This is a genomic window from Paracoccus sp. SJTW-4 (assembly GCF_047716885.1).
GTDB classification, from domain to species: Bacteria; Pseudomonadota; Alphaproteobacteria; order Rhodobacterales; family Rhodobacteraceae; genus Paracoccus; species Paracoccus solventivorans.
On sequence record NZ_CP136681.1, the window covers coordinates 1848951 to 1865588 of the forward strand.

The 16638-nt window shown below is 67.1% G+C and carries 17 protein-coding genes; 9 read left to right on the forward strand and 8 right to left on the reverse strand.

Annotation, left to right across the window (positions count from 1 at the left end; all coding sequences use genetic code 11):
• Nucleotides 1-147 precede the first annotated feature (147 nt).
• The 4 genes from fabA (at nt 148) to RSP45_RS09155 (ending at nt 3607) form a co-directional block, all read left to right on the forward strand.
• On the forward strand, nt 148-657 hold the full coding sequence (gene fabA / locus RSP45_RS09140) for a bifunctional 3-hydroxydecanoyl-ACP dehydratase/trans-2-decenoyl-ACP isomerase (RefSeq protein ID WP_073068033.1): 510 nt from the start codon (nt 148-150) through the stop codon (nt 655-657).
• An 18-nt stretch (nt 658-675) separates the two neighbouring features.
• Nucleotides 676-1905, forward strand: coding sequence for a beta-ketoacyl-ACP synthase I (gene fabB / locus RSP45_RS09145; protein WP_415391674.1), 1230 nt, complete (start codon nt 676-678; stop codon nt 1903-1905).
• Nucleotides 1906-1907: 2 nt separating this feature from the next.
• Complete coding sequence (locus tag RSP45_RS09150; RefSeq protein WP_415394035.1) at nt 1908-2693, forward strand: enoyl-ACP reductase; 786 nt, start codon at nt 1908-1910, stop codon at nt 2691-2693.
• Nucleotides 2694-2764: 71 nt separating this feature from the next.
• Complete coding sequence (locus tag RSP45_RS09155; protein WP_415391675.1) at nt 2765-3607, forward strand: alpha/beta fold hydrolase; 843 nt, start codon at nt 2765-2767, stop codon at nt 3605-3607.
• A 74-nt stretch (nt 3608-3681) separates the two neighbouring features.
• On the opposite strand, the gene RSP45_RS09160 is transcribed toward RSP45_RS09155, so the two are convergent.
• Nucleotides 3682-4908: an ATP-binding protein gene (locus RSP45_RS09160; RefSeq protein WP_415391676.1), complete on the reverse strand. Its 1227-nt coding sequence runs from the start codon at nt 4906-4908 to the stop codon at nt 3682-3684.
• A gap of 35 nt (nt 4909-4943) precedes the next feature.
• Nucleotides 4944-5849, reverse strand: a complete 906-nt coding sequence (gene thyX, locus RSP45_RS09165; protein ID WP_415391677.1) for an FAD-dependent thymidylate synthase — start codon at nt 5847-5849, stop codon at nt 4944-4946.
• A gap of 90 nt (nt 5850-5939) precedes the next feature.
• Here thyX and RSP45_RS09170 point away from each other — a divergent pair, with 90 nt between their 5' ends.
• Nucleotides 5940-6362, forward strand: coding sequence for a VOC family protein (locus RSP45_RS09170; RefSeq protein ID WP_324329087.1), 423 nt, complete (start codon nt 5940-5942; stop codon nt 6360-6362).
• Between the two features lie 3 nt (nt 6363-6365).
• On the opposite strand, the gene RSP45_RS09175 is transcribed toward RSP45_RS09170, so the two are convergent.
• Together RSP45_RS09175 and RSP45_RS09180 are read right to left on the reverse strand one after the other, a co-directional pair.
• A complete protein-coding gene (locus RSP45_RS09175; protein ID WP_415391678.1) occupies nt 6366-6902 on the reverse strand; it encodes a MarR family winged helix-turn-helix transcriptional regulator in 537 nt (178 codons plus the stop codon).
• 58 nt (nt 6903-6960) lie between these two features.
• The gene (locus RSP45_RS09180; protein ID WP_415391679.1) at nt 6961-7251 is read right to left on the reverse strand and encodes a succinate dehydrogenase assembly factor 2; all 291 of its coding nucleotides are present in this window, start codon (nt 7249-7251) and stop codon (nt 6961-6963) included.
• Nucleotides 7252-7330: 79 nt separating this feature from the next.
• Here RSP45_RS09180 and RSP45_RS09185 point away from each other — a divergent pair, with 79 nt between their 5' ends.
• The 3 genes from RSP45_RS09185 (at nt 7331) to RSP45_RS09195 (ending at nt 10557) form a co-directional block, all read left to right on the forward strand.
• On the forward strand, nt 7331-8533 hold the full coding sequence (locus tag RSP45_RS09185; protein WP_415391680.1) for a pyridoxal phosphate-dependent aminotransferase: 1203 nt from the start codon (nt 7331-7333) through the stop codon (nt 8531-8533).
• Nucleotides 8534-8598: 65 nt separating this feature from the next.
• Nucleotides 8599-8982: a host attachment family protein gene (locus tag RSP45_RS09190; protein ID WP_415391681.1), complete on the forward strand. Its 384-nt coding sequence runs from the start codon at nt 8599-8601 to the stop codon at nt 8980-8982.
• A gap of 39 nt (nt 8983-9021) precedes the next feature.
• Entirely contained in the window at nt 9022-10557 is a 1536-nt protein-coding gene (locus RSP45_RS09195; protein WP_415391682.1) for a phospholipase D-like domain-containing protein, read from the forward strand.
• A 100-nt stretch (nt 10558-10657) separates the two neighbouring features.
• Here RSP45_RS09195 and RSP45_RS09200 read toward each other — a convergent pair whose 3' ends face one another.
• Nucleotides 10658-12793: a malate synthase G gene (locus RSP45_RS09200; protein ID WP_415394036.1), complete on the reverse strand. Its 2136-nt coding sequence runs from the start codon at nt 12791-12793 to the stop codon at nt 10658-10660.
• A gap of 99 nt (nt 12794-12892) precedes the next feature.
• Between RSP45_RS09200 and RSP45_RS09205 the strand changes: the two genes are divergently transcribed.
• Nucleotides 12893-13663 (forward strand): IclR family transcriptional regulator, encoded by a 771-nt coding sequence (locus RSP45_RS09205; protein WP_415391683.1) that lies wholly within the window; start codon nt 12893-12895, stop codon nt 13661-13663.
• A gap of 50 nt (nt 13664-13713) precedes the next feature.
• Here RSP45_RS09205 and RSP45_RS09210 read toward each other — a convergent pair whose 3' ends face one another.
• From RSP45_RS09210 to RSP45_RS09220, 3 genes are read right to left on the reverse strand one after another with little or no spacing between them, the layout of a single operon-like run.
• Nucleotides 13714-14529 (reverse strand): NAD-dependent epimerase/dehydratase family protein, encoded by an 816-nt coding sequence (locus tag RSP45_RS09210; protein WP_415391684.1) that lies wholly within the window; start codon nt 14527-14529, stop codon nt 13714-13716.
• Entirely contained in the window at nt 14526-15356 is an 831-nt protein-coding gene (locus RSP45_RS09215) for a glycosyltransferase (protein ID WP_415394037.1), read from the reverse strand. The genes RSP45_RS09210 and RSP45_RS09215 overlap by 4 nt, the downstream gene beginning before the upstream one ends.
• Nucleotides 15356-16570: an NAD-dependent epimerase/dehydratase family protein gene (locus RSP45_RS09220; RefSeq protein ID WP_415391685.1), complete on the reverse strand. Its 1215-nt coding sequence runs from the start codon at nt 16568-16570 to the stop codon at nt 15356-15358. Before RSP45_RS09220 ends, RSP45_RS09215 begins: the two co-directional genes overlap by 1 nt.
• Between the last annotated feature and the right edge of the window lie 68 nt (nt 16571-16638).

Here is a 16638-nt window from a genome sequence, read left to right on the forward strand (position 1 = left end):
GCTGCCCGCGCCGGGGCGAAAGGCGCAATATTGCAAGCACCGGCCGGGTCTGGCGGGCGGGCGCTGCTTGCAGGGTTTGTGGCCCGGATGATAGACGCGACAGGAACCCGGCGGGACGGCCGGAACAACTGGCAAGGATGCGACCGGATGGCGATGGAACAGACAAGCTTCGACCGCGACGACCTGCTGGCCTGTGCGCGGGGCGAGCTGTTCGGCCCCGGCAACGCCCAGCTGCCCGAGCCGCCGATGCTGATGATGGACCGCATCACCGAAATCTCGGCCGACGGCGGCCCCCATGGCAAGGGCCATGTGGTGGCCGAGTTCGACATCCACCCCGAGCTGTGGTTCTTTGCCTGCCATTTCCCCGGCAACCCGATCATGCCGGGCTGCCTGGGCCTTGACGGGCTGTGGCAGCTGACCGGCTTCAACCTGGGCTGGCGCGGCTGGCAGGGGCGCGGCTATGCGCTGGGGGTGGGCGAGGTCAAGCTGACCGGGATGGTCCGCCCCGACCGCAAGCTGCTGACCTATCGCGTCGATTTCACCAAGGCCGTGCAGACCCGCCGGCTGACCATGGGCGTCGCCGACGGCACGGTCGAGGCCGATGGCGAGCTTATCTATCAGGTCAAGGACATGAAGGTCGCTCTTTCCGAGAGCTGAACCCAGGAGGGCCGCATCATGCGCCGCGTCGTCATTACCGGGCTGGGGATCGTCTCGCCCATCGGCAACAACGCCGAAGAAGTCACCGAGAGCCTGCGCACGGGCCGCTCGGGCATCGTGTTCTCGCCGGAATATGCGGAAAAGGGCTTCCGCAGCCAGGTCGAGGGGCGCCCGACCATCGACATCGCCGCCCATGTCGACAAGCGCGACCTGCGCTTCATGGGCGAGGGCGCGGCCTGGAACTTCATCGCCATGCAGCAGGCGGTGGCCGATTCCGGGCTGGAGCCGGGCGATGTCTCGAACCCGCGCACCGGTCTGGTGATGGGCTCGGGCGGGCCGTCGACCTCGAACTTCTTCAACGCCCACCAGATCGTCATCGAAAAGGGCGCGCCCAAGCGGATGGGGCCGTTCATGGTTACCCGCTGCATGTCCTCGACCAACTCGGCCTGCCTGGCGACGCCGTTCGCGATCAAGGGGGTGAATTATTCGATCACCTCGGCCTGCGCGACCAGCGCCCATTGCATCGGCAACGGCACCGAGCTGATCCAGATGGGCAAGCAGGACATCGTCTTCGCCGGCGGCGGCGAGGAACTGGACTGGACCCTGTCCTGCCTGTTCGACGCCATGGGCGCGATGTCGTCTAAGTACAACGACACGCCCGCCACCGCCTCGCGCCCCTATGACGCCACCCGCGACGGCTTCGTGATCGCCGGCGGCGGGGGCGTGGTGGTGCTCGAGGAACTGTCCCACGCGCTGGCCCGCGGCGCCAAGATCTATGCCGAAGTCACCGGCTACGGCGCCACCTCGGACGGCTACGACATGGTCGCGCCTTCGGGCGAGGGCGGCGAGCGGGCGATGCGGCTGGCGCTGGACACCCTGCCCGAGGGGCGGCGGATCAGCTATATCAACTCGCACGGCACCTCGACCCCGGTGGGCGACATCGGCGAGGTCAAGGCGATCCGCCGCATCTTCGGCGAGGGCGCGACGCCCCCGATCAGCTCCACCAAGTCGCTGACCGGGCATTCCCTGGGCGCGACCGGCGTGCACGAGGCGATCTATTCGCTGCTGATGATGCAGCACGGCTTCATCGCCGCCTCGGCCAACGTCACCCAGCTGGACCCCGAGATCGCGGCCAGCGAAATCGCCACCAGCCGCATCGACGGGGTGGATTTCGATTCGGTCCTGTCCAACAGCTTCGGCTTTGGCGGCACCAACGCCACGCTTGTGATGTCGAAATACCGGGGATGAGCATGGGGCTTTTGCAGGGCAAGCGCGCGCTGGTGATGGGCGTCGCCAATGATCGGTCCATCGCCTGGGGCATCGCCAGCGCGCTGGCCGCGCAGGGGGCGGAACTGGCCTTCACCTATCAGGGCGAGGCCTTCGGCAAGCGGGTCGAGCCGCTGGCGGCCTCGGTCGGCTCGGACCTGCTGCTGGACGTGGACGTGACCGACGACGCCTCGCTGGACGCGGCCTTCGCCAAGCTGGCGGAACGCTGGGGGCGGCTGGACATCCTGGTCCACGCCATCGCCTTTTCCAGCAAGGACGAGCTGACCGGGCGTTTCGTCGATACGAGCCGCGCGAACTTCAAGAACTCGCTGGATATTTCCTGCTATTCGCTGATCGAGGTGGCGCGGCGGTCGCGGCCGTTGATGCAGGCGGGCGGCACGGTGCTGACCCTGACCTATGGCGGCTCGAACCGGGTGACGCCGTTCTACAACGTGATGGGCGTGGCCAAGGCGGCGCTGGAATCGGCGGTGCGCTATCTGGCCAACGACCTGGGCCCCGAGGGGATCCGGGTCAACGCGATCAGCCCGGGCCCGATGAAGACCCTGGCCGGCGCCGCGATCGGGGGCGCGCGCAAGACCTATCGCCATACCGAGGCCAACGCGCCACTGCGCGCCAACGCCACGCTGGAGGCGATCGGGGGCACGGCGGTGTGGCTGTGTTCCGACTGGGGCGCCTGCACCACCGGCGAGGTGGTGATGGTCGACGGCGGCTATCACGTGCTGGGGATGCCGCAGCCCGAGAATATCTGACGCCGGGGATCCAGGAACCGGGGCGCTGCCCCGGACCCCGGGATATTTCAGGACAGAAGATGGAGGGTGAAATGGCGACGCAGTTCTTCACGGCGGCGGATGGTGCGCGGCTGGCCTATCAGGACGAGGGCGAGGGGCTGCCGGTCCTGTGCCTGGCCGGGCTGACCCGCAGCATGGACGATTTCGACTATCTGGCGCCGACGCTGGCCGATTGCCGGATGATCCGCATGGATTACCGCGGCCGCGGCCAGTCGGACCGGACCGGCGCCGCCACCTATACCGTCCCGCAAGAGGGCGCGGACGCGCTGGCGCTGCTGGACCATCTGGGGATCGACCGCGCGGCGATGATCGGCACCTCGCGCGGGGGGCTGGTCGCGATGTATCTGGCCGCCGTGGCCAAGGACCGGGTGCTGGGTGTCTGCCTGAACGACGTCGGCCCGGCGCTGCAGCGCGAGGGGCTGGAGGCGATCGTGGACTACGTCGGCCGCCGCCCGGCCGCCAGGACCCTGGCCGAGGTGGCGCAGGCCCTGCCCCGGACGCTGCGCGGCTTCGGCGAGGTCCCCGCGGGCCGCTGGGAGGAAGAGGCCGCGCGGCTTTACCGCCAGGGCACGGACGGGGTGGAGCTGACCTACGACCCGGCGCTGCGCGAGGCCTTCCTCGCCGCCTTCAAGAACCCCGACGCCACCGCCTGGCCGCTGTTCGACGCGCTGGCCGGGCTGCCGGTGGCGCTGATCCACGGCGCGGGATCGGACCTGCTGGGCGAGAACACGGTGGCCGAGATGCAGCGGCGCCGGCCGGACATGATCTACGGCAAGGTGCCGGGGCGCGGGCATATCCCGTGGCTGGACGAGGGGGAGAGTGTGGCAGTGGTCAGGGCGTGGGTTGGGGAAATAAGAAAGCGCCTCGAGGCGTAGGATGCCTGGTTTGGCACGCCCCGTTTGACCCAAGTGACCAAGTTGTGCGAGCGGAGTACGCACCTTCTCAAAGGTCAGAGGCGAAAGCTCTCCTCACCCAAGTCCATGTCATTGGTGTGGGCGATCATCCTCACATAACTCCGGAACATAGGATCAGCGAAGCGATACCATCCAACTTTCCCCTTTAGCAGCACGGACCCGTGCGACGCTCCACATAGGGAATTCAGATGGTTTCTGAATTTCTGCTCATCCTCCAGCGCCTCTCGGCCTCTCCGCACCGACATTATACGCTGATAAGCACTGAAGATATCCTTGAATTGTTTGTCGAAGTGCTGACCGTCGGCCACGGCCCACAGCACTTCGATGTAGCGATCGGTTCCCTTCCTCGTTGCCAAATCGTATGCGTTCTGCAGACGTGTCGCCGCACTTTTTGCGGCATTTTGCACCGCCTCTTTAAAGATGACTTGACTGATTTCTTGTCCGCTTCCCTGCTCATAAGCGACCCGAAGTACTTCATTAAGTATCACATGCGCGAAATGGGGATACCCGCTAGCAATTTGCGCCACTCTATAACGTTGGCCGGGAAAGAACTCGATCCCAAAATTACAAGCAACGTAGTCGACTATTTCCAAAATAGCGCCATCGATCAGCGGTGCTAACTCGATGGCTTTGAGATAGCGATCCACCGACTCATGCGTTCCTATTAGGTCATTCAGATTAGAGGCAACCCCGCAAAACACCAGCTTGAGAGGGAGCTTATCTACAGATATCTGCTTTGCAAGTGCAGTAAACGATCCAATCGTTTCGGTGTTCTTCAATTGATCGAATTCATCAACGATGATTACCCACTCACGCCCGTTATCATAATCTGCAGGCAATATTGTATTAAGTAGGTCGGATGCATGATTGACGCTTCTGATTTTAATCTGGTCTTTCAGCGCAGGCAAACCGGCTTCAACACTGAAGCCAAATGCACTAAGTTTGGCCTTCAATCCCTTGTCTCTTACGTCAACCTTTCCTCCGGAGACAACTCGGCGGAACACGTCGTTCAACAGGTCGTCGAAAGTTGAGTCCTTTTCGCACCCAATGGCTGCAGCCAAGCGCACATTCTGGGTGAAGGCGGTTAATGCCGTGTGGACTAAGGAGGTTTTTCCTACGCCGCGGAGGCCCCAAATGAACGCGTTCATTCCATTAGTTTCAAAGCAATCACGAAGTTGCCTCAGCTGACCCTCCCGTCCTTTAAGTTGTTCGGGATGGGAAATTTCCTCGCTCGGGTGAACAAAATGGTTCAGCCTATCCACGAAGTCCTTCCGCGTCATTTCTCCGAGCAATCTCGTCACCCCCACACCCCCTCAAACTCCCGCCACTCACCCTTGCTCATCCCGCTGTTCTCCGCCGTCACAACTTCCCCCGCCAGCCGCCGTTTCAACACCTCCACCGCCTTCGCCGACAAAGACACACCGCCCAGCCGGTAGTCCTCGAAGGCGGCGTAGGCCAGCGGCACCCAATCCTTCACGATGCGGCACATCGTTTCCGCATAGGTGCGGATTTCGTATTGCGCGTGGGTGTCGGCGCGCAGGCGCAGGAAGTGGAACAGGTTGTGCAGGTCGGTTTTCCAGTACCATTGCGTATAGATATTCGCCGGCAGGTTCATGCGGGCCAGTTCGCGGGCCAGGCCCTGCTGGCCGTCCTGTGACAGCATCCCTTCGTAATGGTCGTAGCTGCGCATGGAATCCTCGCGCAGGATGTCCAGCACGCGCTGCGCCTCGGCGCCGGCAAGCACCTCGCCGCGGCCCTGGTTGTTCACCGTGGATTGCGCGGCCAGATGCTCGGGCGCGGGAATGTAGAACTCGCGGTCGAGGATCGAATAGCGGGCGGAATATTCGTTCACATTGGCGGTGCGGTGACGGATCCACTGGCGGGCGACAAAGACCGGCAATTTCACATGAAACTTCACCTCGCACATCTCGAACGGCGTCGAATGCCAGTGCCGCATCAGATAGCGGATCAGCCCCTCGTCGTTCGATACCGCCTTGGTGCCGCGCCCGTAGCTGACGCGCGCCGCCTGCACGATGGCGCTGTCGTCGCCCATATAGTCGATGACCCGGATCAGCCCGTGGTCCAGCACCGGATGGGCGACGTAGAGGTGACGCTCCATCCCCTCGGCCACCGCGCGCAGGGTCGGACGCGGGTTGGCGCGGGCGTCGTCGATCTCGGCCTGTTGGTCTGGGGTCAGGGGCATGGCGTCCTCTTTGCTCGTCTGCCCCCTGTCTCTAGCGTCCCGGCGCGCATCGTGCCACCATCAGCTGCTGCTGCCAGAAGGAGTCCCAAGATGCGTTATCTGCACACCATGGTCCGGGTGAAGGACCTGGACGCCAGCATGGCGTTCTATCGGCTGCTGGGGCTGGAGGAGACGCGGCGGATCGACAACGAACAGGGCCGCTTCACGCTGGTGTTCATGGCGCCGCCCGGGCAGCCGGAAACCCCGGTCGAGCTGACCTGGAACTGGGACGGGGACGAGGGCCTGCCCTCGGACAGCCGGCATTTCGGGCATCTGGCCTATGAGGTCGACGACATCCATGCGACCTGCGCGCATCTGCAGGCGAACGGCGTCACCATCAACCGGCCGCCGCGCGACGGGCGCATGGCCTTCGTGCGTAGCCCCGACAACATCTCGATCGAGCTGCTGCAAAAGGGCGGCAGCCTGCCGCCGCAGGAACCCTGGGCCAGCATGGGCAACACCGGCCACTGGTAGGCGTCAGTAGATATAGCGGATCTGGTCCGCCCAGAACCGCTCGACCCGCCGCCATTGCAGGTTCACCAGCCGGATCGGCGGGTCGTCCAGCACGCCCGAGGCCTGCAACCCCTCGGCGTGGCGGGCGAACATGCGGCCCACCGTATCGCGGATCTCTTCGCCGTGCGGGGTCAGGCGGACGCGGACCGAGCGGCGGTCGAGGTCGCAGCGCTGGTGGTGGACATAGCCCATCTGCACCAGTTTCTTGAGATTGTAGCTGACGTTCGAGCCCTGATACATGCCGCGCGACCGTAGCTCGCCCGCCGAGACCTCGGCCGTGCCCAGGTTGTAAAGCAGCAGCGCCTGCACCGGGGTCAGGTCGGTCAGCCCCAGCCGCTCGAAATCGTCCTTGATCAGGTCCAGCATCAGCCGGTGCAGCCGGTCGAGGATCTGCAGGCTTTCCAGATAGGGTTCCAGCACGTCCGGCAGCCCGTAATCCGCGGGCGGCGCGGGCGCGGACTGCACGGGCGCAGCAGTTTTCAGCACGGCGAATCGGGTCATCTTGTCATCCGCTTGGCGTCGTCCCGACCCAAGCTGTCACGAAGACCCCAAGATTCGGTTAAGCGCCGCGAATCTCTTTCAGCCGGTCGCTTGCATGGGCGGCGATGCGGTCCATGATCGGCCCCAGCGCCTGCGGCCCGGCGGCCCGCCCGGCCAGCCGCGCGGTGATCCAGGGGTAAAGCTCCTGGTCGTTTTCATCCAGCAGGCGCTCGTAATCGTCCAGCGCCTCGGGTCCCAGCCCGGCCAGCTCGGCATCGGCGAACGGGCCCAGGATCAGGTCCATCTCGCGGGTGCCGCGGCGCCAGCTGCGCATGGTCAGCCGCTTGAGGCGGGTGTCGTGGTTCTCCATCCGAAAACTCCGTGCGGCTTGCGACTTGTCGACGCACTGCATATCACCGGCGCGCCCCCTTCAACCCGCGAGGCCGCCGATGAGCTTTCTGTCCCAGACCCTTGCCCGCGTCAAACCCTCGTCCACCATTGCGATGACCAATCTGGCGCGCGAGCTTGCGGCAGAAGGCCGCGACATCGTCAGCCTGTCGGCCGGAGAGCCGGATTTCGACACCCCCCTGCATATCCGCGAGGCCGCCAAGGCCGCGATCGACGCCGGCCACACCCGCTATACCGCCGTGGACGGCATCCCGGAACTGAAGCGGGCGGTGGTGGACAAGTTCCGCCGCGAAAACGGGCTGGACTATGCGCCGCAGCAGGTCACCGTCGGCACCGGCGGCAAGCAGATCCTGTATAACGCGCTGATGGCGACGCTGGACCCGGGGGATGAGGTCATCATCCCCGCCCCTTACTGGGTCAGCTATCCCGACATGGTGACGCTGGGCGGCGGCACCCCGGTGATCGTCGCGGGCAGCATCGAAAGCGGCTATCGGATCACGCCGGAACAGCTGGACTCTGCGATTACCCCGCGCACGAAATGGGTAATCCTGAACTCGCCATCGAACCCGACCGGGGCGGGGTACGGAGAGGCCGAGATGCGCGGGCTGACCGATGTGCTGCTGCGCCACCCGCATGTCTGGGTGCTGGCCGACGACATCTATGAACATCTCGTCTACGACGATTTCCGCTTCGTCACCCCGGCGCAGGTCGAGCCGCGGCTGATCGAGCGCACGCTGACCATGAACGGGGTCAGCAAGGCCTATGCGATGACCGGCTGGCGCATCGGCTATGGCGCGGGCCCGGTGGAACTGATCCGCGCGATGGCGAACGTGCAGTCGCAATCGACCTCGAACCCCTGCTCGATCAGCCAGTATGCGGCGCTGGCCGCGCTGACCGGGCCGCAGGACTACATCGCGGAAAGCCGCGCGGTGTTTCAGCGCCGCCGCGACCTGGTGGTGGCCGGGCTGAACCAGTGCGAAGGCATCGACTGCCCGGTGCCGCAGGGGGCGTTCTACGTCTACCCCTCGATCGCGCGGCTGATCGGCCGCACGACGCCCGGGGGCACGCGGATCACCGACGACCGGACCTTTGCCATGGAGCTGCTGAACGCCACCGGCGTCGCGGTGGTGTTCGGCGAGGCCTTCGGCCTGTCGCCGCATTTCCGCATCAGCTATGCTGCCTCGGACGCGCAGCTTTCCGATGCCGTCGCCCGCATCCGCGGCTTTTGCGGCAGCCTGCGCTAGGAACCGCGGCGGGCAGCGGGCGTTCCTTGGGACGACTGTCCCAGGCTGGCCGAAAGGATCGAAACATGCTGTCTCACAATGCGCTTGTCGTCGTCGCCGATGGGCACCAGGCGGTGCTGCTGCGCAACATCGCCAAATACGGGATCGAACTTCAGGAACAGGAACGCATCGGCCCCGCGCATCTGCAGGACGAAAGCCAGGGCAGGCAGCCCGAAGAGACCACCCCCCGCGACGAGGACGAGGCGACATTCGCCAAGCAGCTGACCGAGCGGCTGAACCGCATGGTGCTGCAGAACAAGGTCGAAGAGCTCGCGGTGATCGCAGACCCCTCGACTCTGGGGGTGATGCGCAAGAATTATCACAAGATGCTGGAACAGAAGCTGGTCAAGGAGCTGCCCAAGACCCTGACCTCTGCCAGCGCCGAGGAAATCGCCCGCGCCCTTGCCTGACCGGCCGGCGCGCCGGGCCGCAACGCAGCGCGGGGACGAATGGAACTGCTGGCGATTCCCGTCATGCTGGCGATGGCGGTGCTGGTGCTGCACATCGTCTATCGCCCGCCGCCGCTGGTCGGGCGGGCGGTTTCCTCCGCGTTACGGCTATCGGCGGAGACGCGGCTGGGGCGGCTGGTGCTGTCGGCCGCGCCCCATCATCCCCACGACAGCGGCGTGGTCGCGCTGGACGACGGGCGCGACGCATTCGCCGCCCGCGTCGCCCTGATCCGCGAGGCCGACCACGCGCTGGATATCCAGTATTACATCTGGCAGCGCGACCTGACCGGGCTCTTGCTGATGAACGAGCTGCGCCAGGCCGCCGCGCGCGGGGTGCGCATCCGGCTGCTGCTGGACGACAACGGCATCCCCGGGCTGGACCCGCATCTGGCGGAACTCGACGCCCTCCCCGGGATCGAGGTGCGGCTGTTCAACCCCTTCATCCTGCGCCGGCCCAAGGTGCTGGGGTTCCTGTTCGACTTCGTGCGGCTGAACCGGCGGATGCACAACAAGCTGATGGTGGCCGACGGCGCCGCGGCGATCCTGGGCGGGCGCAACGTGGGGGACGTGTATTTCGCCTATGGGCCGGGGCGGCACAACCTCGATACCGACGTGCTGGCCATCGGCCAGGTCGCGGACGAGGCCGGGGCCGATTTCGACCGCTACTGGGACTCGCTCTCGGCCTATCCGGCCCGGCTGATCCTGCCCCCGCCGCCGCCCGAAGGCGTGATCGACGCCGAGCTGACGGCCGCCTGTGCGCAGCCCGGCGCGGTCTCCTATGCCAGGGCGGTGGCGGAACGGCCGCTGACCCACGACATCGCCTCTGGACGGGTGGGCTTTGTCTGGGCGCCGGTGACGCTGATCAGCGACGATCCCGCCAAGGGACTGGGCCGGCTCCCCGCGCAGGACCTGATGATCGCGCGGCTGGCCGAGATGCTGGCCAACCCCGCCCGGTCGGTCGATATCGTCTCGCCCTATTTCGTGCCGGGCCACCGCTTCACCCGGCGGCTGGTGCAGCTGGCAGCCGAGGGCTGCCGGGTGCGGGTGTTCACCAACTCGCAAGAGGCGACGAACCAGCTGGTGGTCCATTCCGCCTATGTGAAATACCGCCCCGCGCTGATCGACGGCGGCGTCCAGCTTTACGAGATGCGCGCCTCGCCCGACCGCCCGCCCGAGCCGCGCACCACCGGCAGCAGCGCCTCGCATGAAAGCCTGCACTCCAAGACCATCTCGGTCGATGATGAAAAGCTGTTCATCGGCTCGTTCAACTTCGACCCCCGCTCGGTATTCCTGAACACGGAAATGGGAGTGGTGATCGACAGCCCGCAGGTGGCGCGGACAATGACCCGGATGCTGGACGACACCCTGCCCGCGTTCAGCTATGCCCCCGCCCGCAACGCGAGCGGCCGCATCATCTGGCGCGAACAGACCATCGACGGCCCCGAGATCGAGCGCGCCCGCGAACCCGGCGCCCGCGCCCGCAGCCGCGCCACGCTGTGGCTGATGGGCCGCCTGCCGATCGAGTGGCTGCTGTAGCCATCTGCCACGTTGCCGCCGCAACGATCACGCTCTGCGGCTTTCATCGTGGCACAAATATCCCGCGGCCCGGGGCAGCGCCCCGGTCCCGCGTCGATCCCTACCGCGCCCCCGCCTTCACCGCCCGCCGCGCCGCGTGCAGCAGCGGCTCGGTATAGCCCGAGGGCTGCTCGGCCCCGGTCAGGATCAGGTCGCGCGCGGCGCGGAAGGCCGCCCCGTCCAGCCCCGGCGCCATCGGCCGATAGGCGGCGTCGCCGGCGTTCTGCGCATCGACCTTGGCGGCCATGCGGGCCAGCGACTCCTCGACCTGCGCCCGGGTGATGATCCCGTGCTTCAGCCAGTTGGCCAGATGCTGGGCCGAGATGCGCAGCGTCGCCCGGTCCTCCATCAGCGCCACGTCGTTGATGTCGGGCACCTTGGAACAGCCGATCCCCTGATCGACCCAGCGCACCACATAGCCCAGGATCGACTGGCAGGAATTGTCGATCTCATGCGCGATCTCGGCCTCGGACAGGTTCTCGCCAGCCAGCAGCGGCGGCGTCAGCAGCGCGTCCAGGCTGGCGCGGGCGCGGTCGCGCAGGCTCTCCTGCACCGCCGCCACCGCCATCTGATGGTAATGCGTGGCGTGCAGCGTCGCGGCGGTGGGCGAGGGCACCCATGCCGTATTCGCCCCCGCCTGCGGATGGGCGATCTTGGCCTCCAGCATCTCGGCCATGTCGTCGGGCTTGGCCCACATGCCCTTGCCGATCTGCCCGCGCCCGGCCAGCCCCAGCGCCAGCCCCACATCGACGTTCCCAGCCTCATAGGCGGCCAGCCATTGCTGGTCCTTCATCCTTGCTTTGGGCACCATCGGCCCGGCCTCCATCGAGGTATGGATCTCGTCCCCGGTGCGGTCCAGAAAGCCGGTGTTGATGAACACCACCCGGTCCTTGACCTGCTCCAGACAGGCGGCGAGGTTGGCCGAGGTGCGGCGTTCCTCGTCCATCACCCCCAGTTTCACCGTATTGGCAGGCAGGCCGAGGATCCGTTCGACCTTGCCGTAAAGCCGCTCGGCAAACCCGACCTCTTCGGGGCCGTGCATCTTGGGCTTGACCACATAGACCGAGCCGGTGCGAGAGTTGCGCCCGCCGCCTTCGCCCAGGTCATGCATGGCCGCGGCGACGGTCACCAGCGCATCCATGATCCCTTCGGGGGTTTCCTGCCCGTCCAGCAGGACCGCATCGGTGGTCATCAGATGGCCCACGTTGCGCACCAGCAGCACGGCACGCCCGGGATGGGTGAGCTGATTGCCCTGCGGGCCGGTATAGGTCACGTCGCCGGCCAGCCGCCGGGTCATCTCGCGCCCGTTCTTGGTGAAGCTCTCCACCAGATCGCCGCGCATCAGCCCCAGCCAGTTGCGGTAATTGGCGACCTTGTCCTCGGCATCGACGGCGGCGACGGAATCCTCGAAATCCTGAATCGCGGTCAGGGCGGATTCCAGCAGGATATCGGAAATGCCGGCGGCATCGTCGCGGCCGATCGCGGTCGCGCGGTCGATCACCAGCCGGATCAGCAGCCCGTTGGCCCGCAGGAACACATCCTCGCCCGCCGTCCCGGCGAATTGCGCGGGATCGGCCAACCCAGCCTCTCCGCCGGGGGTCGAGGCGACCAGCCGCCCGTCCCGTGCCGAAACCCCGGTGATCTCACCCCAGGACGCCCCCGCCAGCGGCGCCACCCGGTCCAGATGCGCCCGCGCCCAGGCGATCACCTGCGCGCCCCGCGCGGGGTCATAGCCGCCCGGCGCCGCCTGACCCGGCAGCGCATCGGTGCCGTAAAGCGCATCATAGAGCGAGCCCCAGCGCGCATTCGCCGCGTTCAGCGCGAAACGGGCATTGCCCACCGGCACCACCAGCTGCGGCCCGGCCAGCTGCGCGAGCTCTGGGTCCACGTTTTCCGTGCCGATGGCAAAGGCGGCGGGCTCGGGGACCAGATAGCCGATCTCGCGCAGGAACGCCTGATAGGCGGCGCCGTCATGGGGCTGGCCGCGGTGCGCGCGGTGCCAGTCGTCGATCTGGCGTTGCAGCGCGCCGCGCCGTTCCAGCAGCGCGCGATTGGCGGGGACCAGCTCGCGCAGCAGCTCGGCATAGCCGCGCCAGAAACGGTCGGGCGTCACGCCGCCGGTCAGGACCTCGCCCTCGACCAGCGCGGCCAGCGGCGCCGCGACCTGCAAAGCTGCACGCTCGACGTATTCGGACATCTCACCCTCCTTGATCCTGCGCATGGCATAGCATCGGCGGTCGTGGCAGGTGACATCCTCGGCAGAGTTTCCCATCATGCGGCAAGAACGGAGGGTGAGATGGCCGAAAACGGGGTGCAATCGGTCGCCCGCGCCCTGTCGCTGATGCGACTGCTGGCGCAGGGGGACGGCGGCAGCCGGCTGAGCGATCTGGCGCGGGCGGCGGGGCTGCCGGTCTCGACCGCGCACCGGCTGCTGACCACGCTGGAGCAGCAGGGCTTCGCGCAGTTCGAACCGGCGTCCGCGCTGTGGCATGTCGGGCGCGACGCCTTCACCGTCGGGCTGGCCTATGGGCGGCGGCTCAGCTTCGTGGCGCCGGCGCTGCCGTTGCTGCGCCGGCTGCGCGACGCTACCCGCGAAACCGCGAATCTGGGGATCCTGGACGATGACCAGCTGGTGACGATCAGCCAGGTCGAAAGCCGGGAAATCCGCCGCGCGCTGTCGCCCCCCGGCCGCCGGGTGCCGGTATTCTGCTCGGCCATGGGCAAGGCGATCCTGGCAACCTGGCGCGACAACGAGGTGCTGGCGCTGGCCGACCGCGCCGGGCTGCCGCCGCTGACCACCAAAAGCCTGCGCTCGCGCGAGGCGGCGCTGGCCGAGATCGCCCGCACCCGCGCCCGCGGCTGGGCGCTGGACGACGAAGAGTTCAACCTGGGGATGCGCTGCCTGGCCGCGGTGGTCTGGTCGCCGCAGGGCGAGGCCGCCTGCGCCATCTCGATTTCCGGCGCCGCCGTTCGGCTGACCGAGGACCGGCTGGACCCGCTGGGCCGGCTGGTCGCACAGGCGGCACAGGAGCTGACCCGGGTGCTGGGCGGGGTGGCGCCGGGGTGAGCTGCGCGGCCGGACCGGGGGCTTCGCGCCCCCGGACCCCCGCGGGATATTTAGAAACCGCCCGAAGTCAGCATCGCAGGCAGGGCTTTCCGCAGCAGCGGCCAGCCGCCGGGGCGCCAACCCATGGCGGCCAGGCGTTCGCAGGACATGGCAGAGACAGGGGTCTTCGCGCGCGGCGGCAGCGGATGTCGGCAGCCGGTCAGGCGGCGAAGTTCGGCCAGCAGGTCGTGGCGGTCCAGCGTCAGGTCCGAGGCGTTGAAGGCCCCAGTGGCGCCGCGGCCGAGGATCAGCAGGGCGGCGGCGGCAAGGTCGTCGCCGTGCAGTTCCGTGCCGATCCGGGGGGCGACGGGTTGCCCGGCAAGGTAATCAGCGAAAAGTCCGGTCCATTTGTGCCCCGCGCCGGGGCCGTAGATGCCGGTGGCGCGGATGCTGGCGGTGGCAAAGCCGGGGCGGGCCAGCGCCGCCAGCCCGGCCTCGGTCTCGGCCTTCACTCGGCCGTAGAGGCTGTGCGGCGCGGGGGCTGTGCCGTCCGGCAGCGGCGTGCCGGCGGGCAGCGCGTCATAGACCGCGCGCGAGGACAGGAACACCACCTGCGCCACACCCGCCGCCCGGGCCTGTTCGAACAGGCGCAGCGAGGCGTCGCGGTTCAGGGCGACAAAGCCCTCGGGGTCGTCGCCCTCGCCGCCCCGATAGCGGCCGGGGACATGGGCGAAGGCGGCGTGGATCAGCGCCTCGCAACCGTCGAGCGGCGCGGGCTGGCCCAGCCGCCAGCCTTGCAGCGTCTCGACCCGGTGGCCCGCCACCGCCAGCCCGCGGGTCAGGAAGCGGCCCACCAAGCCGCTGGCGCCGGTGACCGCAACCCTCATCCCGGGTCCGGCAGGTCGCGGCTGTCGGGCACCGGGCCGCCTTCGGCATAGGCGCGCCACAGCTCGATCAGGGGGCGCAGCTGATCGGCCTTGGCGTGGTCCTGCCAGGGCTTTTCATACTGGAAATGCAGGACCTTGATGTCGCGCCAGCGCCACAACTGCGGCATCGCGAACCACACATATTGCAGCATGTTGCAGAACACCGGCAGCCCGTGCCAGTCGGGAAAATACTCCTGCAGGAAGCTCTGGTCGGTGCGGCGCCAGAATACCCCCGGCACGTCCAGCCGCGCCAGCATGTCCCGGAAGGTTTCCTGCGAGGGCCGCGCGGTGAACACGCCCGAGTTCATCCGGTGGAAATCGGCAAGGCTTTCATAGACATTCGGCGCCGCGCAGAACTCGGGGTAGTCGAACAGCTTGTCCACGTTCTGCAGGACCAGCGCGTCGGCATCAACGAACACCACCCGCGCGTAATCCAGCTGCCACAGCCGCAGCTTGGCGAAATTGTCCAGGGGCGTGTGGAAGGGCGGCTTTTCGCCCTTGGTAAAGGCGGCGCGGCCGTGCAGCGCCTCGCGCGCATGGGCGGCGTTGAACGCAGGCGAGGTCGGCAGCAGCTCGCAGCGCACCAGCCGCGCGCCAAGCGCGGACAGCGGCGCCAGATGCGCCGCCGCCACGTCGGTATGCAGGACGCAGATGTCCGCGTCCGTGCCCGACAGCACGATCGAGCGCAGCAGCGCCCGCGCGCCCAGCGCGTAATCCGCGTTGGTGACCAGCGTCACGAAGGCGCGGTCGGACCGCGCCGGGCGGTCCGGTTGCAGCCCCTGCAAGATCACACGGCCCGCAGCTTGCGGCCCTCGGGGTCGTGGTCGACCCGCTGGGCGATGTCCTTGGTCCAGGCCGACACGGCAGGAACCCGCGAGCGGTCGATGCGGTGGGCGTATTTGCGGGCCACATCCACGACCTCGGCCAGCAGCCCCTCTTGCAGGGTGATGGGGTTCAGGCCCAGCGCCAGGAACTGGTCGTTCTTGACGATCAGGTCGTTCTCGTCGGCCTCTTTCCGGGGGTTGGGCAGCAGCTTGACCTCGGCCCCGGTCATCTTGGCGACCAGATGGGCAAGGTCGCGGACGCGGTGGGTCTCGGTCATCTGGTTGAAGATGCGCACCCGCTCGCCGGCCTTGGGCGGATCGCCCAGCGCCAGCTCGATGCAGCGCACGCTGTCCTGGAGATGGATGAAGGCGCGGGTCTGGCCGCCGGTGCCGTGCACGGTCAGCGGATAGCCGATCGCCGCCTGGATCAGGAAGCGGTTCAGCACCGTGCCGTAATCGCCGTCATAGTCGAAGCGGTTGATCAGCTGTTCGTGCCGGCGGGTCTGGTCGGTATGGGTGCCCCAGACGATGCCCTGATGCAGGTCGGTGATCCGCAGCCCGTCGTTCTGCGCATAGAACTGGAACAGGATCTGATCGAGACTCTTGGTCATGTGATAGACCGAGCCGGGGCGGGTCGGATACAGGATCTGCTGCCCCTTCTTGCCGGTGGGCGTGTCGATTTCCACGTCCAGATAGCCCTCGGGGATCGGGGCGCCGACGCTGGAATAGCCATAGACCCCCATGGTCCCCAGATGCACCAGATGCGCGTCGATGCCGGTTTCCACCAGCGCCGCCAGCAGGTTGTGGGTCGCGTTGACGTTGTTGTCGACGGTATAGACCTTGTGGCGGTCGGTCTTCATCGAATAGGGCGCGGCGCGCTGTTCGGCGAAATGGATCACCGCGTCGGGGCGATGGTCCAGCAGCCACTGCTTGAGCCGCTCGTATTCCTTGGCAAGGTTCAGCAGGTGGAACTGGATGGTGTTGCCGCTTTCCTGTTTCCAGATCCGGCAGCGTTCCTGGATCGAATCCATCGGGGTCAGCGACTGCACGCCCAGTTCGGTGTCGATCCAGCGGCGCGACAGGTTGTCGACGATATGGACCTCATGTCCCAGGCTGGACAGGTGCAGCGAGGTGGGCCAGCCCACGAAGCCGTCGCCCCCAAGAACCGCGATGCGCATGAAATCTTCCTTGTATCCCCGGCCTCGCGGCCGCGTGATTGAAACCGCATTCGCCCGCAGGGTGATGC